The organism is Mycolicibacterium pulveris (assembly GCF_010725725.1).
Taxonomy (GTDB): Bacteria; Actinomycetota; Actinomycetes; order Mycobacteriales; family Mycobacteriaceae; genus Mycobacterium; species Mycobacterium pulveris.
In genome coordinates, this window is the sequence record NZ_AP022599.1 from 3796961 (window position 1) to 3821187 (window position 24227).

Below are 24227 nucleotides of genomic sequence, written 5' to 3' on the forward strand. Positions count from 1 at the left end.
ATCGACTCTAGCCGCGATTGACCTCCGGCTGCGGAACCGCGGCCAGCAACCTGCGGGTGTAGTCGTGGCGGGGGTTGTCGAAGACCTGATCGCCGTCGCCCTGCTCGACGATGCTGCCCTTGTACATCACCGCGACCCGGTGGGCGAGATGTCGGACCACCGACAGGTCGTGCGACACGAACAGGTACGACAGCCCGAAGCGGTCCTGCAGGTCCAGCAGCAGGTTGATGATGCCGGCCTGGATCGACACGTCCAGCGCCGACACGGGTTCGTCCAGCGCGAGGATCTTGGGCTGCAGGGCCAGCGCCCTAGCGATGCCGATGCGCTGCTTCTGCCCGCCGGAGAACTCCGCCGGATACCGGGCGGCGTCCTGGGCCCGCAACCCGACGATGTCGAGCAGTTCGCGGACCCGATCCTCGGTCCGTGCCTTGTCGAAGCCGTTGGCGCGCAGCGGCTCTGCCAGCACGTCGAACACCGGTAGCCGCGGATCCAGGGACGCGACCGGATCCTGGAACACCACCTGAAGATCGCCACGCAAGGCCCGGCGGGCCCGGCGGTCCAACGAGGCCACGTCGGCTCCCAGCACCTCGATCGAACCCGATGGCGGCGGAGCCAGTTCCAGGATTTCGTGCAGGGTGGTCGACTTGCCCGAGCCGGATTCGCCGACGATGCCCAGCGTGCGTCCGCGTTGCAGCTCGAAGCTGACGCCGTCGACCGCGCGCACCTCGCCGACCTGCCTGCGGAACACCACGCCCTTGGTCAGCTTGTAGGTCTTGACCAGGTTCTGCACCCGCAGCACCACGGGCAGGTCGTCGGCGGGCTGGGCGGGGGGCGGCTCGGTGGAAACGCCGTAGAGTTCGGCGGCACTGCGGCCGACGACGTGCTCGGTGCGGATGCACGCCGCCGAATGAGAGGGCCCCACCTCGGCCAGTTCCGGCTCGGCGGCACTGCACTCGGCGATGGCCAGCGGGCAACGCGGGGTGAACGGGCAGCCGGGCGGCAGCGCGACCAGCGACGGCGGCGCACCCGGTATCGGCACCAGCCGCGCCCCCTGTGCGGCGTCCAGGCGCGGCACCGAGCCCAGCAGACCGACGGTGTAGGGCATGCGACGGTCGTGGTACAGCCGTTCGACGGAGGCCACCTCGACGGCTCTGCCCGCATACATCACCAGCGCGCGGTCGGCGAACTCGGCCACCACCCCGAGGTCGTGGGTGATGATCAGCACGCCTGCGCCGGTGACGTCCCGCGCGGTCCTGAGCACCTCGAGGATCTGCTGCTGCACCGTGACGTCCAGCGCGGTGGTGGGTTCGTCGCAGATCAGCAGGTCGGGATCGTTGGCGATCGCGATCGCGATGACCACCCGCTGGCGCTCGCCGCCGGAGAGCTCATGGGGAAACGAACGCGACCGCTGTTCGGGCTGGGCGATCCCGACCAGCTCGAGCAACTCCACCGCGCGGGCGTGGGCGGCGCGGCGGGTGGTGCCGCGCTGGTGGACGGTGATCGCCTCGGCGATCTGGTCGCCGACGGTGTAGACCGGTGTCAGTGCCGACATCGGATCCTGAAACACCGTGCCGATGGTCTTGCCGCGGATCGCCGACATCCGCGCGTCGGAGAGGCCGATCAGCTCGTCGTCGTGAAGGCGGATCGAGCCGGACACCTCGGCGTACTCGGGCAGCAGTCCGACGACCGCCATCGCGGTGGCCGACTTGCCCGCACCCGACTCGCCGACTAGAGCCACGACTTCACCCGGGTCGACGTGAAAGTTCATGCCGCGTACCGCGTTCACCGACGCCGCATCGGTGGGAAACGCGACGGTGAGGTCGCGAACCTGCAGCAGGCTCATTTCCGTCTGCCCCTCCGCAGGGGCTGGGCACTGGGATCCAGCGCGTCGCGCAGCCCGTCGCCGACGATGTTGGCGCACAAGATGATCAGCACCAAAACACCTGCGGGAAACAGGAACAGCCACGGAAAGGTGGTCGCGGACTTGGTGCCGTCGGCGATCAGCGTGCCCAGCGACACGTCGGGCGGCTGAATGCCGAAACCCAGGAAGCTCAGCCCGGTTTCGGCCAGCACCGCCACTCCCACGTTCAACGCGGTGTCGATGATGATGATCGATGCGACGTTCGGCAGGATGTGGCGAAGGATGATGCGCCGGTTCCGCACACCCATATACCGCGCCGCAGCGACGAATTCGCGGTCACGCAGGCTCATCGTCAAACCCCGCACGATGCGCGAGCTGATCATCCAGCTGAACACCGCCAGCAGCACGATCATCCAGACGATGTCGCCCCTGGTGCGTTGTACGACGATCGTGATCAGCAGGAAGCTCGGCACCACCAGCATCAAGTCGACGAGCCACATCAGGCCGCGGTCACGCCAGCCGCCGAAGTAGCCGCTGATCGTGCCCACGGTCGCGGCGATCACCGTGGAGATGAACGCCACGCAGACACCGATGAGCATGGACTTCTGCATGCCGCGAAGCGTCTGCGCGAGCAGGTCTTGGCCCAGGGCGTTGGTGCCGAACCAGTGCTCGGTGCTCGGTGGCTGCCGCAGCGCGAAGTAGTCCAGGTCGTGGTAGGTGTACGGCAGCAGCGGCGGCAGCGCGTAACAGCCGACGAACAGCAGCACGAGCAGCACCAGCGACGCCACGGCGGCCTTGTTGCGCAGGAAGCGGCGCCAGACCAGCACCCGGCGCGACGCGAACCGGTGGGCACCCACGCCCGACTTGGCCGCGGTCGACGACTCGGCGACGGATTCTGTCATCTCACCCGCACCCTCGGATCGAGGGCGGCCAGGATGACGTCGGACAGCACCCCGGCCACCAGAACGATGATCCCGGCGAACACCGTGATCGCGACGGTGATGTTGGTGTCCTGGGTGTTGACGCCGTGCACGAACCATTCACCGATGCCGTGCCAGCCGAAGATCATCTCGACGAACACCGCCCCGGTGAACAGCCCGGCGACGCTGTAGGCGAACAGGGTGGCCATCGGGATCAGCGCGGTGCGCAGCCCGTGCTTGAACAGCGCGCGCTGCCGGGTCAGGCCCTTGGCGCGTGCGGTGCGGATGAAATCCTGACCCAGCACGTCGAGCATGGCGTTGCGTTGGTAGCGGCTGTAGCCGGCGATTGCGGTGAGCGCCAACGTGACCGAGGGCAGCACCAGATGCTGCAACCGGTCCAGAATCTGGTTCCAGGTGCCGACGACCGGGTTGGGCGACGTCTCGCCGATGTACTCGAACAGCTGAAATCCCAGCAGGCTGTTGATCCGCTCCGCCGAGAGCATCAACAGCGGCGCCAACACGAACGTCGGCGTGCTGATCAACAGAAACGACAGCAGCGTGATCACCCGGTCGCTCATCCGGTACTGTCTGATCGCGCTCCAGGCGCCCGCGACGACGCCGATCGCCGCACCGAAGACCGAACCGATGACCACCAGCCGCAGGCTGACTCCGATCCGCCGCCACAGTTCCTCCGTCACCGGTTGTCCGCCGATGGTGGTGCCGAAATCCCCCCGGATCGCCCCGGACGCCCAGTGCACATAACGCACGGGGATGGGCTTGTCCAGGTTCAGCTCCAGCCGCTTGTTCTCGATCACGGCCTGCGGCGGCCGTGGGTTGCGTTGCAGCAGGTTCTCCAGCGGGTTGAAGGCGACGGAGGCCAGGCCGAACGTCAGGAACGACGCCAGGACCAGCAGCACGGCGTAGTTGAGCAGCCGGCGGGCCAGATACCGCGTCATGCGGTCGGTCCGTCGGTCCGCGTCATGACGCACAGGTTAGGAGATGGGCGAGGCACTGGCGGCGCGACGCGACGTGTGATGGCGACAGTTGCCGAATCGTCGGGCGTTTGACCTGCACCGGCTGCGGTTACCCGTAGCGGGAAGAGCGGAGGTGGAAGGTGAATTTCAGACAGATCAAGACGGCATCCGCGGCCGTCGGAGCGGCAGCGTTGCTGAGCATGGCCGTGCTGGTGGTGGCCGACGAGCAGACCAGTGCCGCAGAGCCGTTACCACTTCAGCCGCCGACCACCACCCCGGAGATCACCACGGGCGAGACGAGCACGGAGACGCGGCCGCCGCAGGCGCCGGAGACCTCGGTTGCCACCCCGGAGATCACCACGCCGCCGTCCTCGATCGGGCAGGAGCCGGCGGAGTAACGGCGCGCCGCGCCCGAGATTCACAGCCGACGCACAGGAAACGCTCAGCAGTAGCCCATGCGCGCGGCGAAGAATGCCAGCCGTGCCCACTGTGGACAGCTCGGTCAACGCGCAGGAATCCGCGCGCGTGGTGATGCGCCGCGCCGACGGGAAGCCCATTCACGTGCTGGTGGTCGACGACGAGCCGGTGCTGGCCGAATTGATGTCGATGGCCCTGCGCTACGAGGGCTGGGAGATCGCGACCGCCGGTGACGGTGCCAGCGCGATCGCCTCCGCGCGTCAGACGCCGCCCGACGTGGTGGTCCTCGACGTGATGCTGCCCGACATGAGCGGTCTCGACGTCCTGCAGAAGCTGCGTGCACAAAACCCCCGGCTGCCGCTGCTGTTGCTGACCGCGAAGGACTCGGTCGAAGACCGCATCGCCGGACTGACCGCCGGCGGTGACGACTACGTGACCAAGCCGTTCAGCGTCGAAGAGGTGGTGCTGCGGCTGCGGGCGCTGCTGCGTCGCACCGGGGTGGCCAGTGAAACCGGCGGCGCCAAGCTCGTCGTCGGCGATCTGGTGCTCGACGAAGACAGCCATGAGGTGACCCGCGGCGGCGAACTGATCTCGTTGACCGCCACGGAGTTCGAGCTGCTGCGCTTTCTGATGCGCAACGCCAAACGGGTGCTGTCCAAAGCGCAGATCCTCGACCGTGTGTGGAGCTATGACTTCGGCGGACGGTCCAACATCGTCGAACTGTACATCTCGTATCTGCGCAAGAAGATCGACAGCGGGCGGGACCCGATGATCCACACCGTGCGCGGTGCCGGGTATGTCCTCAAACCCGCGCGGTGACCGGCGGTTGATGCGGCTTCGTTCGCCGCGGACGTGGTCGCTGAGGTCCCGGCTGCTGGCCGCCCAGATTACGCTGCTGGCATTGGTGTGTGCGGGTATCGGGGTGGGTACAGTCGTTGCGCTGCAGCACTTTCTGACCAACCAGCTCGACGACCGGCTGACGGAGACGGTCAACCGTTCGGTCGGGCTGTTCGATCTCGGCCCACCGCCGATGCCGCCGCGGGGTTACGAGCACCAACCCGGCGTCGGCCACCGCCCCATGCTGCCACCGGGATTCGAACCCCGCCCCCCGCGCCGCGTGATCATCCGCGATGACCCTGGCCCAGGGCCGGCGTTCCTCAATGCGCCGGGCCAGGCGGCCCGCACGGTGGGCGCGGTGGTGTCACACGGCGGCACGGTCGACGCGGGGGTGATCACCGCCGACGGCACCCGCGCCGAAGTCAGCACGGCCGCAACCGAGCAACTGTCGGGCGTCGAGCCGACCGGCACGCCTGTCACCGTCTATCTCGACGGACTCGACAAGTACCGGGTGATCGCGCTGCCCGCACTCCGGACACCGGGCGACGTGATCGTGGCCGGACTGCCCGCCTCCGACGTCGACGACACGCTGCTCACCGTCGCGGTCATCTTCGGTGTGGTGGGTGCGACGGCGCTGATTGCGGCGACGACAGCGGGGATCATCATCATCCGTCGTCAACTCGCTCCGCTGACAAGGGTTTCCGAGGCTGCCCGACAGGTCGCCGACCTCGAATTGGAGCGCGGCGAGGTGCGATTGCCGACCCCGATCGTCAAGGTCGACCCGGACAGCGCCCACACCGAGGTGGGACAGCTGGGCGAGGCTCTGAACCGGATGCTCGACCGGATCGCGTCCGCGTTATCTGCGCGGCATGCCAGCGAGACTCGGGTGCGCCAGTTCGTCGCCGACGCCAGTCACGAGCTTCGCACCCCACTGGCCGCCATCCGCGGCTACACCGAGCTGGCGCAACGTAAACGGGGTGACGTGCCCGACGACGTGGCGCACGCGATGAGCCGGGTGGAGTCCGAGGCGGACCGGATGACACATCTGGTCGAGGACATGCTGCTGCTGGCCCGGCTCGACACCGGCCGGCCGCTGGAGCGCGAGCAGGTGGACCTGTCACGGCTGATCCTCGACACCGTGAGCGACGCCCACATCGCCGGTCCTGACCACCACTGGTCGCTGGACCTGCCTGAGGAGCCGGTGATGGTCGTCGGCGACGAGGCACGGCTGCATCAGGTCCTCGGCAATCTGCTCGCCAACGCACGCATCCACACCCCACCGGGCACGAGGGTGACGACGTCGCTGACCGTTGGTGACGCGGTGGTGCTGACGGTCGCCGACGACGGCCCCGGCATCCCCGCGTGGTTGCAGCCGGAGATCTTCGAGCGGTTCGCCCGCGGGGATTCGTCGCGGTCGCGTCGCGGCGGCAGCACGGGCCTCGGTCTGGCGATCGTCGCCGCCGTCGTGCGCGCCCACGGCGGAACCATTGAGGTCGACGGTGTCCCCGGCGGCACCCGATTCATGGTCACCCTCCCGCGATGACCCTCACCATCATCGGCGAGCAGGCACAGACATGTCCAAAAACCGGTCGAACGTGGGCATTTCGCGTCTGCTCGCGATGGGGAAGTGGGCGGCCGCCGGCCGATTCATAGCTCGCACACAGGTTGGACCCATGGTGGACACAAGCGGCCCGTCGACGATGGGGACATGACCGAACTCGTCCTCGAACGGGAGAAATGCGGGCGGATGCACTTCCAATCCCGGCCCAACGCGGCGGTGGCGGCCCGCGCGGCCGGCGTACCCGTGCTCGACGTGGTGATCCCGGTGTACAACGAGCAGGCCGATCTGGCCGCCTCGGTGCGCCGGTTACATCGCCATTTGCAGGAGGATTTCCCGTTCCAGGCGCGCATCACGATCGCCGACAACGCCAGCGACGACGACTCCCCGCGGGTGTGCGCTGAGCTGGCGGCCGAGCTCAGCGCCGTGCGGGTGGTGCGGCTCGAGCAGAAGGGCCGCGGCCGCGCGCTTCACACGGTGTGGTCGACGTCGGACGCGCAGGTGCTCGCCTACATGGATGTCGACCTGTCGACCGATCTGAACGCGCTCGCGCCGTTGGTGGCGCCGCTGATTTCCGGCCACTCCGACCTCGCGATCGGCACCCGGCTGGGACGCGGCGCCCGGGTCGTGCGCGGCGCCAAGCGGGAGATCATCTCGCGCTGCTACAACCTGCTCCTGAAATCAACTCTGGCGGCCGGGTTCTCGGATGCGCAGTGCGGGTTCAAGGCGATCCGCGCCGATGTCGCGCGGCGACTGTTGCCGCACGTGACCGACACCGGCTGGTTCTTCGACACCGAACTGCTGGTGCTCGCCGAACGCAGTGGGCTACGTATCCACGAGGTGCCGGTCGACTGGGTGGACGATCCGGACAGTCGCGTCGACATCCTGGCCACTGCGGCCGCCGACCTCCGCGGGATCGGCCGGCTGCTGGGCGGGTTCGCCAATGGCTCGATCCCGGTGCATACCATCGCCGCCCAGCTCGGCGCGGTCGGCGAGCCTCCGCGCTCATTGTTCCGCCAGGTCGTGCGATTCGGGTCCGTCGGCGTCGTCTCCACCGCGGCCTACGTCGTACTGTTCCTGCTCCTGCAGGGCTGGTGCGGTGCCCAGCTGGCCAACCTGATCGCGCTGCTTGTCACCGCGATCGGCAACACCGCCGCCAACCGGCGGTTCACCTTCGGGATCGGCGGCCTGCGACGGATGACTCGCCACCAGGTCGAAGGCCTGATCGTGTTCGCAATCGCCCTCGCCATCAGCAGCTCCTCGCTCGCAGTTCTGCACGGTGTCGTCCCCGAACCGCATGATCTGATCGAGCTGGCCGTGCTCGTTTCAGCCAACCTGGTGGCGACGCTGGTCCGGTTCGTACTGTTGCGCGGCTGGGTGTTCCATCCGCACCGGACCCGTTGACGAAAAGGGACGTTCGATGACACTGACCGCCGGCGCGCGGGCCGCCGTCTGCGACACGCGAACTGAACCCGCCCGTTGGGTACGCCCGGCAGTGGCCGTCCTGCTCGCGGCGACCGCGGTGCTGTACCTGTGGGGTCTCGGCTTGTCCGGCTGGGCCAACGACTACTACGCCGCCGCTGCCCAGGCCGGTACCCAGGACTGGAAGGCCTGGCTGTTCGGCTCACTGGACGCTGGAAACGCGATCACCGTCGACAAACCGCCAGCTGCCCTGTGGCTGATGGCGTTGTCCGGCAGGCTGTTCGGGTTCAGCGCGTTCACGATGCTGCTGCCGCAGGCGCTGATGGGTGTCGGGTCCGTCGCGGTGCTGTACGGTGCGGTCCGCCGGGTCAGCGGTCCGGCCGCGGGCCTCATCGCCGGTACCGTGCTGGCCCTCACGCCCGTAGCGGCGCTGATGTTCCGCTTCAACAACCCCGACGCGCTGCTGACGCTGCTGATGGTGGTGGCGGCGTACTGCGTCGTGCGAGCTACGGAGACCGCGAGCACCCGCTGGATGGCGCTGGCGGGCTGCGCACTCGGGTTCGCGTTCCTGACGAAGATGCTGCAGGCGTTCCTGGTGGTGCCCGGCCTCGGGCTGGCGTTCCTGGTCGCCGCGCCTGTCGGGGTGTGGCAGCGCCTCGGCAAGCTGACGGTCGGCGCGGTCGCCATGGTTGTGTCGGCCGGGTGGTACGTCCTGCTGGTCGAGCTGTGGCCGGCCGGCTCCCGGCCGTACATCGGCGGCTCCACCGACAACAGCCTGCTACAACTTGCACTGGGCTACAACGGGATCGAACGCCTCGCCGGGGGCGGGGGACCGGGGCGCGGCGGGCCGCCGCCCGGTGGGCCCGGCGACAGGCACAACCTGTTCTTCGGCGGCGAGCCCGGCATCGGCCGGATGTTCGGCGAGTCCATGGGCACACAGGTGTCGTGGCTTCTGCCCGCCGCGCTGATCGGGTTGGCGGCCGGACTGTGGTTCACCCGCCGCGCCCCCCGCACATCGCTCGTGCGCGCCGCACTGCTGATGTGGGGCGGCTGGCTGGTCGTCACCGCCGCGGTGTTCAGCTTCATGGACGGCATCATCCACCCCTACTACACCGTTGCGCTGGTGCCGGCGATCGCCGCACTCGTCGGTATCTCGGTGCGCGAATTATGGCGGCGCAGAGAGGTTCTGGCGCCGCGTGCAGTCCTCGCCGCGATGTCGGCGGCGACGGGTATGTGGGCGGTGATCCTGCTGGCCCGCACCCCCGACTGGTGGCCTGCGTTGCGTTGGGTCGTCTTGGTGGGATCGATAGCGGTGGCGTCGATCCTGGTGTTCGGGGCATGTCGGCTCCGGCGTGTCGGTGTCGTCGTGATCTGTGCTGCAATGCTTTTCGGGCTGCTGGCAACGGCGGCGTACACAGTGGAGACGACGGCCGCAACCCACGGTGGCCCGCTGGCCGTCGCCGGCCCCCGCTCCGCGGACGGCTTCGGTGGCCCCCCACCGCAGGGCCCACCCGGCCCGCCCTCCGGTCAACGCGACAACCCCGCCCTGGAACGCCTTGTGGCGGACACCGACACCCGATGGGCGGCCGCAACGGTCGGCTCGATGGAGGCCAGCGGCCTCGAACTCAGCACCCGAGCCTCGGTGATGGCAATCGGCGGCTTCTCCGGGCAGGACAACTCGCCCACCTTGGAGCAGTTTCAGGCCTACGTCGCTGACGGCCAGGTGCGCTACTTCATCGCTGGTGGCCACGGCGGCCCACCGGGGCGGGGCTCGAGCACCGCCGAGGAGATCACGGCGTGGGTGCAGCAGAACTTCACCCCGATTGATGTCGGCGGGACCACTGTTTACGACCTCGCCCGACCACCTGCGTGAAAATCTGCTCGCCCTGATTCTGTTGCGATACAAACGGCGGCCCGGTTGGCTATGGTCAACACCATGTCCGTAACCGACGAGTATCTGAAGAACAACGAGAAGTACGCGAGCACATTTCGCGGCCCGTTGCCTATGCCGCCCAGCAAGCACGTGGCGATCGTTGCCTGTATGGATGCTCGCCTGGACATCTACGGGATGCTCGGTATCAGCGACGGGGAGGCCCACGTCATTCGCAATGCGGGCGGAGTGATCACCGCCGACGAGATCCGCTCCCTTGCGATCAGCCAGCGCCTGCTCGGTACCAAGGAGATCATGCTGATCCACCACACCGATTGCGGGATGCGGACGTTCAAAGACGAAGAGTTCCAGAAGGCGATCTACGAAGAGACCGGCATCAAGCCGGACTGGGTGCCTGAGGCGTTCTCCGACCCCGCAGAGGATGTCCGGCAGTCCATCCGCCGGATCGAGACCAGCCCGTTTGTCACCAAGCACGAGTCGCTGCGCGGCTTCGTGTTCGACAACGACACCGGCAAGCTCACCGAGGTCACCCGCTAGCCGATCTTGTACGTCGCGATCGCCTTCGCGACGGCGGCACCCTCGGGTCTGACGACGTCGACGTCGCAGTTGACCAACGTCCGGCCGCGGCGCAGCACACGTCCGATGGCGACCAGATCGGTGGCGCGTGCCGGTGCCAGAAAGTGCACCGACATCGATGTCGTCACCCCACGCAGTGAGTCGGGCATGTCGGCCTGCGCCCACGCGGCCGCCATCACCGCGACGTCGGCCAGCGCCGCGACCGCGCCGCCGTGCACCATGTCGCCGATCGTGACGTTGGCCGGGTCCCACGGTAGACGCAGTCGGACCTGCTCGGCGTCGAGCACCTCGACCGCGATGCCAAGTTTGGCGACGAACGGGGACTGGGGGAGGAACTGCGCCATCACGTCGGCGCCGGTGCGGGGCGGGGTAGCGGTGGACATGGTTCAAGTGTCCGCAGCGGATCAATTACGTCGCGGGTAAGCGGCGGGCCGGTCAACCGCGACATTGACATGGCAACCACCACGCTGGTTTCATAGTCGGGTATAGCAATTAATTTGGTCAAATCTACCAACTTAATGAGGAAAAGATGACTGTCGTCGAGCACGTCAGCACGAGCCGATACGAGCTCAGCCACCTGAGGGCCCTGGAAGCCGAGGCCATCCACATCTTCCGGGAGGTGGCCGCGGAGTTCGAACGGCCGGTGCTGCTGTTCTCCGGTGGCAAGGACTCAATCGTGATGCTGCACCTGGCGCTGAAGGCGTTCAGTCCCGGCCGGCTGCCGTTTCCGGTCATGCACGTGGACACCGGCCACAACTTCGACGAGGTGCTGCAGACCCGCGACGAACTCGTCGCCGAACACGGGGTGCGGCTGGTCGTCGCCAAGGTGCAGGACGACATCGACGCCGGCCGCGTGGCCGAGTCCTTCCCGTCGCGCAACCCCATCCAGACCGTCACGCTGCTGCGCGCGATCCGGGAGAACAAGTTCGACGCCGCGTTCGGCGGCGCCCGCCGCGACGAGGAGAAGGCGCGCGCCAAGGAGCGGGTGTTCAGCTTCCGCGACGAGTTCGGTCAGTGGGATCCCAAGGCGCAGCGGCCCGAACTGTGGAACCTCTACAACGGCCGTCACCACAAGGGCGAGCACATCCGGGTGTTCCCGCTGTCGAACTGGACCGAGTTCGACATCTGGTCCTACATCGGCGCGGAGAACATCAAGTTGCCGTCGATCTATTACGCGCACCGCCGCAAGGTGTTCAAGCGCGACGGGATGCTGCTGGCGGTGCACAGATACATGCAACCCCGGGACGGCGAGGAGGTCGTCGAGAAGACCGTGCGGTTCCGCACCGTCGGCGACGTCACCTGCACCGGTTGCGTGGAATCCGTTGCGGCGACGGTGTCGGAGGTGATCGCGGAGACGGCGGTGTCCCGGCTCACCGAGCGCGGCGCGACGCGCGCGGACGACCGCATCTCCGAAGCCGGCATGGAGGACCGCAAGCGAGAGGGCTACTTCTGATGACGAGCACCGACGCGCGGATCGCCGAGGCCACCGTTGCGCTACCGTCTGCCACCCTGCTGCGGATCGCCACGGCCGGATCCGTCGACGACGGCAAGTCCACGTTGATCGGGCGGCTGCTGTTCGACTCCAAGGCCGTCATGGAAGACCAATTGGCCTCCGTCGAACGGACTTCCAAGGAACGCGGACACGACTACACCGACCTCGCGCTGGTCACCGACGGCCTGCGCGCCGAGCGGGAGCAGGGCATCACGATCGACGTCGCGTACCGCTACTTCGCGACACCCAAGCGCAAGTTCATCATCGCCGACACCCCGGGCCACATCCAGTACACCCGCAACATGGTCACCGGGACGTCGACGGCGCAGCTGGCGATCGTGTTGGTCGACGCCCGCCACGGCCTGCTCGAGCAGTCCCGTCGCCACGCGTTCCTGGCGTCGCTGCTGGGTATCCGCCACATCGTGCTGGCGGTGAACAAGATGGACCTGATCGGTTGGGACAGAGAGAAATTCGACAAGATCCGGGAGGATTTTCACGAGTTCGCCGCCCGGTTGGACGTCCAGGACGTGACGACGATCCCGCTGTCGGCGTTGCACGGCGACAATGTCGTCACCAAGTCCGCGAACTCGCCGTGGTACGAGGGCCCGTCGCTGTTGACGCACCTGGAAGAGGTGTACATCGCCGGTGACCGCAACCTCGTCGACGTGCGCTTCCCGGTGCAGTATGTGATCCGTCCGCACACCCTCGAGCATCAGGACCACCGCAGCTACGCGGGCACCGTGGCCAGCGGGGTGATGAAGGTGGGCGACGAGGTGGTGGTGCTGCCGTCGGGTAAGTCGTCGCGCATCGCGGCGATCGAGGGTCCCGGCGGGCCGATCGAGGAAGCGTTTCCGCCGATGGCCGTTTCGGTCAGCCTCGCCGACGACCTCGACATCTCGCGCGGTGATCTGATTGCCCGGCCGAACAACCAGCCGAGGGTGGCACAGGAATTCGACGCCACCGTGTGCTGGATGGCCGACCAGTCGTCGCTGGAGCCGGGCCGCGACTACGTGATCAAGCACACCACCCGCACCACGCGGGTCAAGGTGACCGCGCTGGACTATCGCCTCGATGTCAACACGCTGCATCGGGACAAGTCCGCGACCGCGCTGAAACTCAATGAGCTGGGCCGCATCTCACTGCGCAGCCATGTGCCGCTGCTGCTCGACGAATACAGCCGCAATGCGACCACCGGATCGTTCATCCTGATCGACCCGGTCACCAACGGCACCGTCGCGGCGGGCATGGTGCTGCCGCACGTCGGAACGCGCAGCTCCAGCCCCAACACGGTGCGCCACGAATCGCTGTGCACCGCGTCCGACCGCCTCACCACGGGGCGCACCGTGTGGTTCACCGGGTTGTCGGGTTCGGGGAAGTCGTCGATCGCCATGCGTGTCGAGCAGAAGCTGCTCGAGAAGGGCATCCCGGCATACGTTCTCGACGGCGACAACCTGCGTCACGGCCTCAACGCCGATCTCGGGTTCTCGATGGCCGACCGCGCCGAGAACCAGCGCAGGCTGGCCCACGTCGCGGCGATCCTCGCCGAGTCCGGGCAGGTGGTGCTGGTGCCGGCGATCAGCCCGCTGGAGGAGCACCGTGCGCTGGCCCGGCGGGTGACCAACGAGGCGGGGCTGGAGTTCTTCGAGGTGTTCTGCGACACCCCGCTCGAGGACTGCGAGCGGCGCGACCCGAAGGGCCTGTACGCCAAGGCCCGCGCCGGAGAGATCACGCACTTCACCGGAATCGACAGCCCGTACCAGCGCCCGAAGAACCCCGACCTGCGGCTCACCCCCGACCAGAGCGTCGACGAGCACGCGGACATGGTGATCGAGCTCCTGGAAGGCAGGCGATGAGCGACCACGAGGTCGCCGCGCGGTTGGCGACCGAGGCGGGCAAGCTGCTGCTGGAGGTCCGCGTCGAGCTCGCCGAGGCCAGCCAGGCCGAACGTAAGGACGCCGGCGACAAGCGTTCCCACGACTTCCTGATGGCGGCGCTGGCCGCCGAACGGCCCGGCGACGCGGTGCTGTCCGAGGAGGGCGCCGACGACGCGGTCCGGTTGAGCGCGGAGCGGGTGTGGATTGTCGACCCCCTCGACGGCACCCGCGAGTTCTCCGAACCGGGCCGCGACGACTGGGCGGTACATGTGGCGCTGTGGCAAGCCGGCACGGTGGCCGCGGGTGCGGTTGCCCTTCCGGCACAAGGTATTACGCTCGCCACGCCGACCGTCAGCGCCCCGCCGGGCGCGCCGGCCACGCCGAGGATCGTGGTGTCGCGCACCCGGCCTCCGGCGATCGCGTTGGCCGTGCGTGACGCGCTCGACGGTGAACTGGTCGAGATGGGTTCGGCGGGGGCCAAAGTCGCCTCGGTGGTGCAGGGGCTCTCCGACGTGTATGTGCACGCCGGGGGGCAGTACGAGTGGGATTCGGCCGCGCCGGTCGCGGTGGCCCGGGCCGCGGGGCTGCACACGTCGCGCATCGACGGCTCGCCGCTTCTCTACAACCAGGCCGACCCGCGACTGCCCGATCTGGTGGTGTGCCGGCCCGAGCTGGCCGACGCGGTCCTCGCCGTCACCGCCTAGCTCCCTTCCGCCGAAATGTCGCTTTGGGCGGAAAAGTGCGAGTAAATCCGCCCAAAACGTCGATCTCGGCGGTCGGGGTGCCGAATTTCGGCGGCCTGCCCGACTAACCTGACCTGATGCGGATGTCGGCCAAGGCGGAGTACGCCGTGCGCGCGATGGTCCAGCTGGCGACCGCCGAGGACGGCGCGGTGGTCAAGACCGAGGACCTGGCGAAGGCGCAGGGCATCCCCGCGCAGTTTCTCGTCGACATCCTCTCCGCGCTGCGCACCGACCGGCTCGTGCGCAGCCACCGCGGCCGCGAAGGTGGATACGCGCTGGCCCGGCCGGCCGACGACATCAGCATCGCCGACGTGCTGCGGTGCATCGACGGGCCGCTGGCCAGCGTCCGCGACATCGGCCTCGGCGACCTGCCGTACTCCGGGCCGACCGCAAAGTTGACCGACGTGTGGCGCGCGCTGCGGGCCAGCATGCGATGGGTGCTCGAGGAGACCAGCCTCGCCGACGTCGCCGCGGGCAAGCTGCCCGATCACGTGAGCAGGCTCGCCGACGACTACCGCCGCCAGGAGGCCAGCCGCGGGCACTCGCTGGACTAACGCCGACGCTTGTGCCGTTTGGCGATTCCGTCGAGCAACATTCGCAGCCCCCGATCGAAGTCGTCGTCGATCGTCGTGCGCATCGCCACCTGCGACAGCTCCGCGATATGCGGATACTCCGCACCGGCGACCGCGCCGATGCGGGCCGCGGCCTCCGATGCGTCACCACCGCGCGTGAGCGGTCCGGTGAGTTCGGCTTGTACGGCGCCGACGACGAAGGCGAGCACCGCGTGAAACGCGGCCAGCCGGTCGGAGTCCTTGAGGCCGCCACGCTTCAGCGCGCCGATCAGTGCGTCGGCCACCGCGAAACCCGTGGCCGACAACGTACGTCGCGTCAGCACCAACGGAATCGCGGCCGGATGGGCGCGGATACCGCGCCACATCGCCTCAGCAAGCGCGTGCACATCCTCGAGCCAGTCGGCGGTGGGCTCGGGTACCGCCATCTCGGCGACGACGGCGGCGACGACGAGCTCCTCCAGCTCCGCCTTGTCGCGGACGTAGTTGTAGACCGTCATCGGACCGGTGCCGAGCACGGCGGCCAGTGCGCGCATGCTCAACGCGCTCACCCCGGCGTCGTCGACGATGCTCAGCGCCGCGGCCGCGATCTCGTCGGTCGTGAAACGTGCCCTCATCGCCACCCCTTGACAAGTACGACGTACGTAAAGCAGTGTAGCGATACGTACACCGTACTTAAAGGAGGCCGCTGTGCCGACGACGACGGGAACCATCAGGACCGAACGCGCTGACTTCCGTTCTCGCGGTGTTCGATGTGCCGCGTGGCTGACGCTGCCGGAGAGTGCCGGACCGCATCCCGGGGTGGTGCTGGTCCACGGACTCGGCGCCACCCACGACATGATGCTCGCGCAATACGAACAGCACTTCGCGAAGGCCGGTATCGCAACACTGGCCTTCGACTACCGCAATACCGGTGAATCTGAAGGTGAACCACGCCAACATATTTCGCTGAAGCATCAGCGACACGACGTCGCAGCGGCGCTGGTCCGGCTGAAACGGTGTCTGCATGTCGACGCCGCCCGGGTCGGGTTGTGGGGCACCAGCCTCGGCGGGATGAACGTGGTCCGGGTGGCTGCTGGCCGCGACGACGTGGCCGCCGCCGTGGTGCAGTGCCCGATAGTGCACGGACCGAGTGCCGCGCGCCGGCTCGGCCTAGCGGCCTCGCTACGGCTGACGCCGGCGATCATCGAGGACGTCTTGCGCGCAGTGACGCGGCGCGGACGACGCCATGTGCCGATCGTCGCCCCACCGGCAAGCCTGGCGATGGTCAGCGTTGCCGGAGCGCAGGCCGGGTGGAACTCCACGGTTCCTCCGGGGGGCCGGTTCGACAACCGGATCGTCGCGCTCGACGCCGTGGCGATGGTCGCGTCATCGGCGCTCCGGCACGCCCGCAACGTCAGCGCCCCGTTGTTGGTGTGCGTGTGTGATCGCGAAACCCTGATGGATCCGAGATATGCCGTGCTCGTCGCCCAGCGTGCTCCGCGTGGGCAGGCGCGCCACTTCGACTCCGACCACTTCGCGATCTACCATCCGCCGCTGGTGGGCCGCGTGCTGGCGGTACAAACCGCGTTCCTGCAGGAGCACCTCGATGTCCGCACGTGAACGGTTGCGCCGCAACGACGAACGGTTCGTTTCGGTGGCCGCGAGCCTCTCCGAAGCCGACTGGTCCCGGTCCAGCCTGTGCGACGCATGGTCCAACCACGACGTACTGGCCCATCTGGTGATCGGTTACCGCGCGGGGACGCGCATCGTGACGGTCGCGATGGTGCGCCACGGCGGTTCGTTCGACCGCGCCAATGCCCACCTGGCGAGGTCGCTGGCCGCGACCAGCAGCCCCGCCGCACTGCTCGACGAGTTCGCCCGACTGACGGTCCGCCCCCGTGGGCTGGGGCGGGTGTTTCCGCCGCGGCTCCTGCTGGGCGATCACGTCACCCACGAACTGGACATCCTGTTCGCGATCGGCCGCACGCCTGCGATTCCGCCCGACGTGCTGGTCGCGGTGCTCAACACCCAGGTGACCGTGCCGAATCCGTTTGTGCCTGCCTACCGCAACAGCAGGGGTTTGCGTCTACGCGCCGTCGACGTCGATTGGGCTCATGGCGGACAGGGGCCGACCGTGCGGGGCCGAGCCGCCGATCTGGTGTCGGTGCTCGGCAACCGCCCGCACATGCTGTCGTCGCTGCGCGGCGACGGCGTCGACGTGCTGGCGTCGCGGATCAGCCCGCGCCCGAACCGTACGGCCGGGTGAGGATCTCCAGGTAGTGGCCGGAGGGGTCGAGGAAGTACACACCGCGACCGCCGTCGTTGCGATTGATTTCCCCGGGCCGGGTTTGGCGAGGATCGGCCCAGTGCTCCATCCCGCGCTCCTGGATACGCCCGTAGATCTCGGTGAACTCGTCTTCGGAGACCAGAAACGCGTAGTGCTGGGGGCAAATCTCTTGTCCGTCGGGCATATCGGCGTAGTCGAGGCTGACGCCGTGGTTGAGCGTGACCGCCATGAAATGACCGAACGGTTGCGGATCGGGCAGGCCGAACAACTCGGTGAGAAAGGTCGCCGACTCCGTCTTGTCCTTGGCGGCGACGATGGTGTGGTTGAACGTGATAGCCATACGGATCCAGTCAACCACCGCGGCACGCGCCGCGCCACAGCGTGCGCGCCACGGTGCAAAATTGAGCGTATGGCGGATCCGGAGGTGTTGAGCGGACCGCGGGTCAGGCTGCGCCCGCCGACGATCGAGGACGCCGCACCGCTGTTCGAACGCATCGCCTCCGACCCGGAAGTGCCTCGCTACATGGCGTGGCGTCCGCACCGCGACGTCGCCGAGACCAAGCGGGTGATCACCGGGGTGTTCAACGCCGGCGGCGAAACCACGTGGCTCATCGACCTGCACGACGGCGGCGGCCCGATCGGTGCGTGCGGCTGGCACCGGCCGCAGCCGCACATCATCGAGTTCGGGTACTACCTGGGCCGTGCCTGGTGGGGACAGGGCTTCATGTCCGAGGCGGTGGCGCTGCTTATCGACGCGGCCCACCGCGACCCCGCCGCCTACCGCATGTCGGCGCACTGTCACGTCGACAACGTGGCGTCGGCACGGCTGCTGCACCGCAGCGGGCTCACCTTGGAAGGTCGGCTGGCTCGATATGCCCTGTTGCCCAACCTCAGCGACGAGCCCCAGGACTGCCTGTTGTTCGCCAAGGCGCTGCGGTGACGTCGGGTGGCTAACCTAAATCGTCGATGACGACGTCGCCGGTATCGGAGCGGGCGGTGATCACTGCGGTAGCCGCCGCACGCTCGGAGGTTCTCGGCACCCGTACCACGGGCCCTCCTCGGTCGCGCCCGGTGCTCGCGTCGACCAGGTACCGCCCATGCCCGGGCAACGCGACGAGGACGTCACCCTCTTGGCTGCTGACGTCGACGGTGCGCGGAGCGGCATCGGCGAAGTCGACCTTGATGTCGCCGGTAACCGTTGTGGCGGTGAATGATTCGGATACGCTGATCGGGTCGCGGGCCACCACCTCGCCGTCGACGGTGTGGATTTCGACACGCCGGGCGGCGCCGTTGAGGACGACGGCACCCCGTTCGGTGCGTGCGTTGAACTGATCGAGGTCGGCTTGGGCAAATACCACACCGGTCTCCTGCTGCGTGCTGATCGTGAGCCTGCGGGCCAATTCGGGCGGCAACACGACGGTGATCTCCCCGGCCCGGCTCCACTGCAGAAACTCCGACGGCTCACCGTTGATGGTGACCCGTGCCTGCGCGTCATCGGCGTCGACCGACAACGGGTTCGCACCGGCCGAGATCGAGTTGACCATGCGCAGGTTGGTACGCGGCTCACGGGCTTCGCGATCGGTGGTGATGCGAATGGCGATCGGCACCGACCCCGTGTCGATCTCCAGCGACCGCATCCCCGCAGGCAGCGGCTTGGAATCGGTGACGATCCGGAAATTGCTGATGCCCCAAGCCAACACGCCCAGCACCACGAGTGTTCCGGCCACCAGCAACACCGCGGCGATCACCACCGCGGCACGCACCGCGGTGCGGCCGCCCCCGGGCAGCGACGGCGGCGGATCGGCATGGGGAACCGGCGGCGCTGGTGGCGGGGGAGCAATGGTGGTCATATGAAAATCCTTCCAACGTCTCAGGATTCGAGATAACGCAGCACGGCCAGCACACGGCGGTTCTCGGTTTCGTCGGGAACCAGGTCCAACTTGGTGAAGATCGACGCGATGTGCTTTTCGGCCGACCCGATCGAGATGTGCAGCGCGGCGGCGATCGCCGAGTTCGTCTTGCCCTCCGCCATCAACTGCAGTACCTCATGCTCGCGAGGAGTGAGTTGGTCCAGCGCGCTGCGTCGATGTGAGCGCACCAGAATCTGCGACACCACCTCGGGGTCAAGGACGGTGCCGCCCGCACCGACCACTTCGACGGCATCGAGGAAGGCGGGCACATCCGCAACCCGGTCCTTGAGCAGGTAACCAAATCCCTTTGTGTCCGAAGCGATCAGGTCCGCCGCGTAGCGTTCTTCGACATAGTGCGAGAGCACCAGCACCGCCGACTCGGGGTTCTGGCTGCGCAGCAGCGCCGCGGCGCGGATCCCTTCATCGGTGAACGTGGGGGGCATGCGGACGTCGACGATGGCCAGATCCGGCCGCTGCTCGTTCACCAGCCGTAGCAGGTTGTTGGCGTCGGGCACCCCGGCGACGACCTCGTGACCGGAGTCGGTGAGGATGCGTTCGATCCCGGCCCTGAGCAGCGCGGAATCCTCCGCGATCACGATGCGCATGGCAACACCGCTGTCACGATCGTGGGTCCTCCGGCGGGGCTGGACACGGTGAACGTGCCGCGCGCCGCCCGCACGCGCTCCTCCAATCCGCGCAGCCCGGTCGCGTCGTCGTCGCCGGTGATCCGCGCACCGCCGCGGCCGTCGTCGAACACCGACACCGACAGCTGGTTCGACGACTCGTCGAACCGCACGGTGACGATGGCCTGGGTGGCGTGCGCGTGCTTGGCAACATTGGTGAGCGCTTCGGCGACAACGAAATACGCGCAGGCTTCGGCCTCCTCAGGCAACCGGCGCGGCAGGTCGACGTTGAGTGCGGTCGGCACCGGGGAGCGCTGCACCACCGAGGACAGCGCCGCGTCAAGCCCGCGGTCGGACAGGATCGTCGGCGCGATACCCCGCACCACGTTGCGCAGTTCCACCAACGCGTTCTTGGCGTCGTCATGCGCCTCGGCGATCAGCGTCTTGGCCGCGGGCAGGTCGGTGTCCAGCTTGGTCTGGGCCAGCCCGATCGTCATCGCCAGCGACACCAGCCGGGGTTGCACGCTGTCGTGCAGGTCGCGCTCGATGCGGTGACGTTCGGTCTGCGCCGACGACACCGCGCCCTGCCTGGCGTCGGCCAAGGCGCTGACCTGGTGTTGCAGCGTTGCCGTGGACGACGGGGACAGAAGCCACCGGTCGATCGAGGCGTCCAGCGCCGGTGCGAACACCAGGATCGCCGCCGCCGCTACCGCTGCGATCACGGCCAGCACCCACGCCAACGGCACCGACAGGAACGGTATCCCTGCGTCGTCGTCGCTCTGCCCGATGGCGATCGCGCCTGCCGGGCCCACGAACGCGAACAGCAGCAGCGCGAACGCAATGCCGGTCGCCAGCATGTCGTAGATCATCCGCAGGTAGTGGTGGGCGGCGGCTTTCCACAGCCGGGCGCCGCTGATGTCCAGCCACAGCTGGTGCAGCCAGCGCTGAATGCCCTCATGGGGCGACATCCGTCGCGGCGGCACCCCGATCCGCATGCCGAACACCGCCTCGCTGCGGATGCGTTCGACCCACTCGACGCCGCGCATCAAGTACACGAAAACCACGACGGCGATGGCGAATCCGATGCCGCTGGGGATGGACGTGATGCCGAGGATCAGAACCCCCAACGGGATCCAGAACCAGACCAGGGCAAGGGCGGCGCCGGTGATCATCGAGGCTGTCGGGACGGCGCCGATGTGGCGTGTGGGCGCGGCGGGCGCGCTCACGCGGGTGCCGAGGGGCGCGGTGGCCTCGGAGCTCGTGTCGGTGACTGCGACCATACACCCAACCTATGGAATGCGGACGGCAGGCAACACAGCGATTTCCGTAGAACCAGCTGGGGGATAACCCCACCCCTGCGATTTCGGTGCGCCAATGCGCCCTCAGGGTCGATGAGCGCGCCGAAGTCACTTCGGGGCGGTGAGCTCCAGCGCGATGTTGTCCGGATCGCGAAACTCCAGGATGTACATCGGCCCGATGTCCTTGATCGGTTCGCGGATCACACCCAGCGCGTCGAGATGGTCTGCCGCGGCGTCCAATTCGGCCTTGCTGTCCAGCCGGAACGCCAGGTGATCCAGACCGGTGCGGTTCTCGTCGAAGCGGTCCGACCCGACCGGGCGCAGCCCTACGAGCATGCCCCCGAGGTCGTAGATCACGCCGCCGAACAGGAAGCTGAGCGCCTCGCGGGTGGCTTCGTCGGCCTTCTCGGGAAGCTCGAACAGCACACCCCAGCCGAACACACTTTCGTAGAACTGCCGGGACCGCTCGATGTCGGTGACGGTGAGCCGAACGTGCGCGACGGACCGAGTGTTGATCGCCATAGCCGCCATGCTGCCAGCGGACACGATTTGTCGAGGTCAATCCCGGCCCTCGGGTCGTTCGTGCCAGAATCGCCGTCGTGCAGATCGGGATGACCATGCCGGTGATGGAAGCCGACCTCGACGCCGGCACGCTCAAGGCGTGGGCACGGGCCATCGACGACGGACCGTTCTCGTCGCTGTGTTGGGGTGAACGCATCGCGTTCGACAACCCCGAGAGCCTGACGTTGCTGGGTGCGCTGGCGGCGTGGACCGCGCGGGTGCGGCTGGTGACGACGGTGGTGGTGCCGCAGCTACACGACCCGGTCATGCTCGCCAAGCAGCTGGCGACCGGGGACCTGCTGTGCGACGGCCGGTTGACCGTCGGTATCGGCGTCGGCGGCCGCCACGAGGACTACCACGCCGTCGGGGCGGACCCGGCGACCCAAACCATGCGGGAAATGGCCGACCGTGTCGCAGTGATGAAACGTGTCTGGGCCGGCGAGAAGGTGACCGACTCCGTCGTCGCGGTCGGACCACCGCCGGTGCAGTCCGGGGGGCCGCGACTTCTGGTCGGCACCATCGGACCGAAGACCGTGCGCAGCGCCGCCCGGTGGGCCGATGGGATGGCCGGCACCACCCTGGACCTCGACGTGGGCAAGCAGAACGAACTGTTCGACGTCGCCCGCCAGGCATGGGCACAAGCCGGAAAGCCCGACCCGCACCTGGCCACGTCGTTCTGGTTCGCCATCGGCGACGGCGAGGGCCCGCGGGCCCAAGTGCACCGACACCTGCGCCGGTACATGAACTGGATCCCGGCCGAGTACGTCGATGCGATGGCGCCCAGCACCGGCTGGGCCGGCACCGACGACGAGCTCGCCGCGGTGCTGCGCAGGTTCCGCGACATCGGGACCGATGAAATCCACTTGATCCCAACGAGTTCCAATCTCGACCAGCTACGCCGGGTCGCTGACGTGGTCAAGGACTTCGCGTAGACCGACGGTCAAGCGCTAGTCAGTGCTCGCGCCACCGGAGCCGTCATCGGAGCCTTGGCCCGCATCGGTGCCCGCGTCCGCGTCGCTGTCGTCGTCGCTGACATCATTTTCGGGCTCGCCGGTGGACTCGTCCGTCCCTTCGGTGTCGGTGGCGTCGGTGAAGCCCTCGTCGCCGGCGAGGTCGACGGCGGCGTCGTCCTCGGCACCGGAGTCCAGGTCGCTCGAGGTGTCGTCGGCGCTGTCGTCGCCGGCGCCCGCAGCGTCGTCCTCGGCACCCCCGCCGAGGCCGTCACTGTCGCCTGCCCCGCCCGAATGCGCTTCGGCAGAAGCGTTGTCGATGCTCACTGCGAACGTCTGCGCTCCGAACTCGGGAAGGTCCTCCGGTCCGTGATCCGCCGTGCGGAACGCGGAATCGGCGGCGACCGTGGCAGCGGGGGTGATTCCGTCGATGATCGACACCACAGCGTCGGCGATGGCGGTGCTGAAGAAGACCCCGGCCTCGGCGGCGGCGGTGACGAGCCCGTCCAGCAACTCGGCGCCCGCCGCGGTGAGACCGGTGATCGCGTCCGCGCCGAAGGCCACGGCCGCTGCCGCTTGTGCCAACCCGAAGTTGCCGAGCCCCGCGGTCTGCGCGGTGGCGAACACCACCAACTCGGCCAGCGAGTCGACGACGAACGCGCCGAGTTCCACGCCCGCGGCGGTGAGGCCCGCAACGGTGGCCGCACCCGCAGCGAGGAGACCGACGAACGCGTCGACGCCGGACTCCAATCCGGCCGCCGCACCGGCGATACCGAAATCCACCAGGCCCTTCCCTTGGGTCACCAGGAACTCTCCAGGGGCGCCGCAAAGGGCGCGGGGAAAACCGAATTCAAGGCGAACACAACGAGTTCGGCGGCGTTGTTGTTGAAGAAGCTACCGGCATCGGCCGCCGCGGTGACCAAATCGATGAAGGCATCCGCGCCCGCGGCGACCAGTTCGACCAGTGCGGCGCCGGCTCCCGCGAGCGCGACCGCTGCCTGCGCGACGGCGAAGTTCACCAGGCCGGCGGCCTGGGTGACACCGAAGATGACGAGCTCGGCCAGCTGCGTGCTGAAGTAGGCGCCGGCGTCTGCGGCTGCTGCCACCAGCTCGGCGACGTTGGCCGGCCCGGCTGCGACGAGGGTCGCGAACTGTGCGGCACCGAAGGTGAAGCCCTCCGCGACGGAGATCAGACCGAAGTTGATCAACTCCGAGGTCTGTGTGATCAGGAACGTCAACGCCGATGCGGCACCGGCGGGATCAACCAGTGTCGGGACGGGGCCGATATCGGCGAGGGCAGCCAACAACGCGCTGTCGGCTGAAAGGGAAGGCACAGACGGGCTGGCGATGTCGGGCCCAGGGGCCGCGATCGGGCCGGCGATCAAGGCAGTGGCGCCGACGATGGCGACCCCGGTGGTTACAAGTGGGCGAGCTGCGAGTTCCATGGGATCTTCCTAGGTGGTGTGGGCCGATAGCGAATTT

At 68.1% G+C, this 24227-nt stretch carries 26 protein-coding genes; 14 read left to right on the forward strand and 12 right to left on the reverse strand.

Annotated features, from left to right (window positions below; translation table 11 throughout):
- Positions 1-7: 7 nt before the first annotated feature.
- The 3 genes from G6N28_RS18380 to G6N28_RS18390 are packed head-to-tail and all read right to left on the reverse strand — an operon-like array spanning position 8 to position 3737.
- Entirely contained in the window at positions 8-1843 is a 1836-nt protein-coding gene (locus G6N28_RS18380) for an oligopeptide ABC transporter ATP-binding protein OppD (RefSeq protein WP_163902737.1), read from the reverse strand.
- Positions 1840-2763 (reverse strand): oligopeptide ABC transporter permease OppC, encoded by a 924-nt coding sequence (locus tag G6N28_RS18385; RefSeq protein WP_163902739.1) that lies wholly within the window; start codon positions 2761-2763, stop codon positions 1840-1842. The genes G6N28_RS18380 and G6N28_RS18385 overlap by 4 nt, the downstream gene beginning before the upstream one ends.
- Complete coding sequence (locus tag G6N28_RS18390; RefSeq protein ID WP_163902741.1) at positions 2760-3737, reverse strand: oligopeptide ABC transporter permease OppB; 978 nt, start codon at positions 3735-3737, stop codon at positions 2760-2762. The genes G6N28_RS18385 and G6N28_RS18390 overlap by 4 nt, the downstream gene beginning before the upstream one ends.
- 158 nt (positions 3738-3895) lie before the next feature.
- On the opposite strand from G6N28_RS18390, the gene G6N28_RS18395 reads away from it, so the two are divergent.
- The 6 genes from G6N28_RS18395 (at position 3896) to G6N28_RS18420 (ending at position 10417) form a co-directional block, all read left to right on the forward strand.
- On the forward strand, positions 3896-4153 hold the full coding sequence (locus tag G6N28_RS18395; RefSeq protein ID WP_163902743.1) for a hypothetical protein: 258 nt from the start codon (positions 3896-3898) through the stop codon (positions 4151-4153).
- A 133-nt stretch (positions 4154-4286) separates the two neighbouring features.
- Positions 4287-4991 (forward strand): response regulator transcription factor, encoded by a 705-nt coding sequence (locus tag G6N28_RS18400; protein ID WP_163906388.1) that lies wholly within the window; start codon positions 4287-4289, stop codon positions 4989-4991.
- Positions 4969-6552, forward strand: a complete 1584-nt coding sequence (locus tag G6N28_RS18405; RefSeq protein ID WP_163902745.1) for a sensor histidine kinase — start codon at positions 4969-4971, stop codon at positions 6550-6552. Before G6N28_RS18400 ends, G6N28_RS18405 begins: the two co-directional genes overlap by 23 nt.
- A 165-nt stretch (positions 6553-6717) precedes the next feature.
- On the forward strand, positions 6718-7971 hold the full coding sequence (locus tag G6N28_RS18410; protein ID WP_163902747.1) for a bifunctional glycosyltransferase family 2/GtrA family protein: 1254 nt from the start codon (positions 6718-6720) through the stop codon (positions 7969-7971).
- Positions 7972-7987: 16 nt separating this feature from the next.
- The gene (locus tag G6N28_RS18415; RefSeq protein WP_163902749.1) at positions 7988-9862 is read left to right on the forward strand and encodes a glycosyltransferase family 39 protein; all 1875 of its coding nucleotides are present in this window, start codon (positions 7988-7990) and stop codon (positions 9860-9862) included.
- Between the two features lie 63 nt (positions 9863-9925).
- Positions 9926-10417 carry a beta-class carbonic anhydrase gene (locus G6N28_RS18420; RefSeq protein WP_163902752.1) on the forward strand — a complete coding sequence of 164 codons (492 nt, stop codon included), beginning with the start codon at positions 9926-9928 and terminating at the stop codon, positions 10415-10417.
- On the opposite strand, the gene G6N28_RS18425 is transcribed toward G6N28_RS18420, so the two are convergent.
- Positions 10414-10803, reverse strand: coding sequence for a PaaI family thioesterase (locus G6N28_RS18425; protein WP_179962215.1), 390 nt, complete (start codon positions 10801-10803; stop codon positions 10414-10416). The genes G6N28_RS18420 and G6N28_RS18425 overlap by 4 nt on opposite strands.
- Before the next feature lie 182 nt (positions 10804-10985).
- On the opposite strand from G6N28_RS18425, the gene cysD reads away from it, so the two are divergent.
- The 4 genes from cysD to G6N28_RS18445 all read left to right on the forward strand — a co-directional run bounded on the left by cysD (position 10986) and on the right by G6N28_RS18445 (position 15119).
- On the forward strand, positions 10986-11909 hold the full coding sequence (cysD, locus tag G6N28_RS18430) for a sulfate adenylyltransferase subunit CysD (RefSeq protein WP_163902757.1): 924 nt from the start codon (positions 10986-10988) through the stop codon (positions 11907-11909).
- Positions 11909-13801: a sulfate adenylyltransferase subunit CysN gene (gene cysN, locus G6N28_RS18435; protein WP_163902759.1), complete on the forward strand. Its 1893-nt coding sequence runs from the start codon at positions 11909-11911 to the stop codon at positions 13799-13801. The genes cysD and cysN overlap by 1 nt, the downstream gene beginning before the upstream one ends.
- Complete coding sequence (locus G6N28_RS18440; RefSeq protein WP_163902761.1) at positions 13798-14526, forward strand: 3'(2'),5'-bisphosphate nucleotidase CysQ; 729 nt, start codon at positions 13798-13800, stop codon at positions 14524-14526. Before cysN ends, G6N28_RS18440 begins: the two co-directional genes overlap by 4 nt.
- Before the next feature lie 116 nt (positions 14527-14642).
- Entirely contained in the window at positions 14643-15119 is a 477-nt protein-coding gene (locus G6N28_RS18445) for an Rrf2 family transcriptional regulator (RefSeq protein WP_163902763.1), read from the forward strand.
- Here G6N28_RS18445 and G6N28_RS18450 read toward each other — a convergent pair.
- On the reverse strand, positions 15116-15751 hold the full coding sequence (locus G6N28_RS18450; protein ID WP_163902765.1) for a TetR/AcrR family transcriptional regulator C-terminal domain-containing protein: 636 nt from the start codon (positions 15749-15751) through the stop codon (positions 15116-15118). The two genes, G6N28_RS18445 and G6N28_RS18450, sit on opposite strands and share 4 nt — an antisense overlap.
- A gap of 73 nt (positions 15752-15824) precedes the next feature.
- Here G6N28_RS18450 and G6N28_RS18455 point away from each other — a divergent pair, with 73 nt between their 5' ends.
- Both G6N28_RS18455 and G6N28_RS18460 read left to right on the forward strand, forming a co-directional pair.
- Positions 15825-16736 (forward strand): alpha/beta hydrolase, encoded by a 912-nt coding sequence (locus G6N28_RS18455; protein WP_179962112.1) that lies wholly within the window; start codon positions 15825-15827, stop codon positions 16734-16736.
- On the forward strand, positions 16723-17382 hold the full coding sequence (locus G6N28_RS18460) for a maleylpyruvate isomerase family mycothiol-dependent enzyme (RefSeq protein ID WP_163902767.1): 660 nt from the start codon (positions 16723-16725) through the stop codon (positions 17380-17382). Before G6N28_RS18455 ends, G6N28_RS18460 begins: the two co-directional genes overlap by 14 nt.
- Here G6N28_RS18460 and G6N28_RS18465 read toward each other — a convergent pair.
- Complete coding sequence (locus tag G6N28_RS18465) at positions 17351-17743, reverse strand: VOC family protein (protein ID WP_163902769.1); 393 nt, start codon at positions 17741-17743, stop codon at positions 17351-17353. The two genes, G6N28_RS18460 and G6N28_RS18465, sit on opposite strands and share 32 nt — an antisense overlap.
- Before the next feature lie 69 nt (positions 17744-17812).
- Between G6N28_RS18465 and G6N28_RS18470 the strand changes: the two genes are divergently transcribed.
- Entirely contained in the window at positions 17813-18343 is a 531-nt protein-coding gene (locus G6N28_RS18470; protein ID WP_163902771.1) for a GNAT family N-acetyltransferase, read from the forward strand.
- 10 nt (positions 18344-18353) lie between these two features.
- Here the strand turns inward: G6N28_RS18470 and G6N28_RS18475 are convergent, their stop codons facing one another.
- The 4 genes from G6N28_RS18475 to G6N28_RS18490 form a co-directional block, all read right to left on the reverse strand.
- The gene (locus G6N28_RS18475) at positions 18354-19253 is read right to left on the reverse strand and encodes a DUF4097 family beta strand repeat-containing protein (protein ID WP_163902773.1); all 900 of its coding nucleotides are present in this window, start codon (positions 19251-19253) and stop codon (positions 18354-18356) included.
- A gap of 20 nt (positions 19254-19273) precedes the next feature.
- Entirely contained in the window at positions 19274-19918 is a 645-nt protein-coding gene (locus tag G6N28_RS18480) for a response regulator transcription factor (protein WP_163902775.1), read from the reverse strand.
- Positions 19906-21216 carry a sensor histidine kinase gene (locus G6N28_RS18485; protein WP_163902777.1) on the reverse strand — a complete coding sequence of 437 codons (1311 nt, stop codon included), beginning with the start codon at positions 21214-21216 and terminating at the stop codon, positions 19906-19908. Before G6N28_RS18485 ends, G6N28_RS18480 begins: the two co-directional genes overlap by 13 nt.
- A gap of 126 nt (positions 21217-21342) precedes the next feature.
- Positions 21343-21756, reverse strand: a complete 414-nt coding sequence (locus tag G6N28_RS18490) for a VOC family protein (protein ID WP_163902779.1) — start codon at positions 21754-21756, stop codon at positions 21343-21345.
- Between the two features lie 89 nt (positions 21757-21845).
- Between G6N28_RS18490 and G6N28_RS18495 the strand changes: the two genes are divergently transcribed.
- Positions 21846-22727 (forward strand): LLM class flavin-dependent oxidoreductase, encoded by an 882-nt coding sequence (locus G6N28_RS18495; protein ID WP_163906392.1) that lies wholly within the window; start codon positions 21846-21848, stop codon positions 22725-22727.
- Between the two features lie 15 nt (positions 22728-22742).
- Here the strand turns inward: G6N28_RS18495 and G6N28_RS18500 are convergent, their stop codons facing one another.
- Positions 22743-23549 (reverse strand): hypothetical protein, encoded by an 807-nt coding sequence (locus G6N28_RS18500; RefSeq protein ID WP_163902781.1) that lies wholly within the window; start codon positions 23547-23549, stop codon positions 22743-22745.
- A complete protein-coding gene (locus G6N28_RS18505) occupies positions 23546-24190 on the reverse strand; it encodes a hypothetical protein (protein WP_163902783.1) in 645 nt (214 codons plus the stop codon). The genes G6N28_RS18500 and G6N28_RS18505 overlap by 4 nt, the downstream gene beginning before the upstream one ends.
- Positions 24191-24227 lie beyond the last annotated feature (37 nt).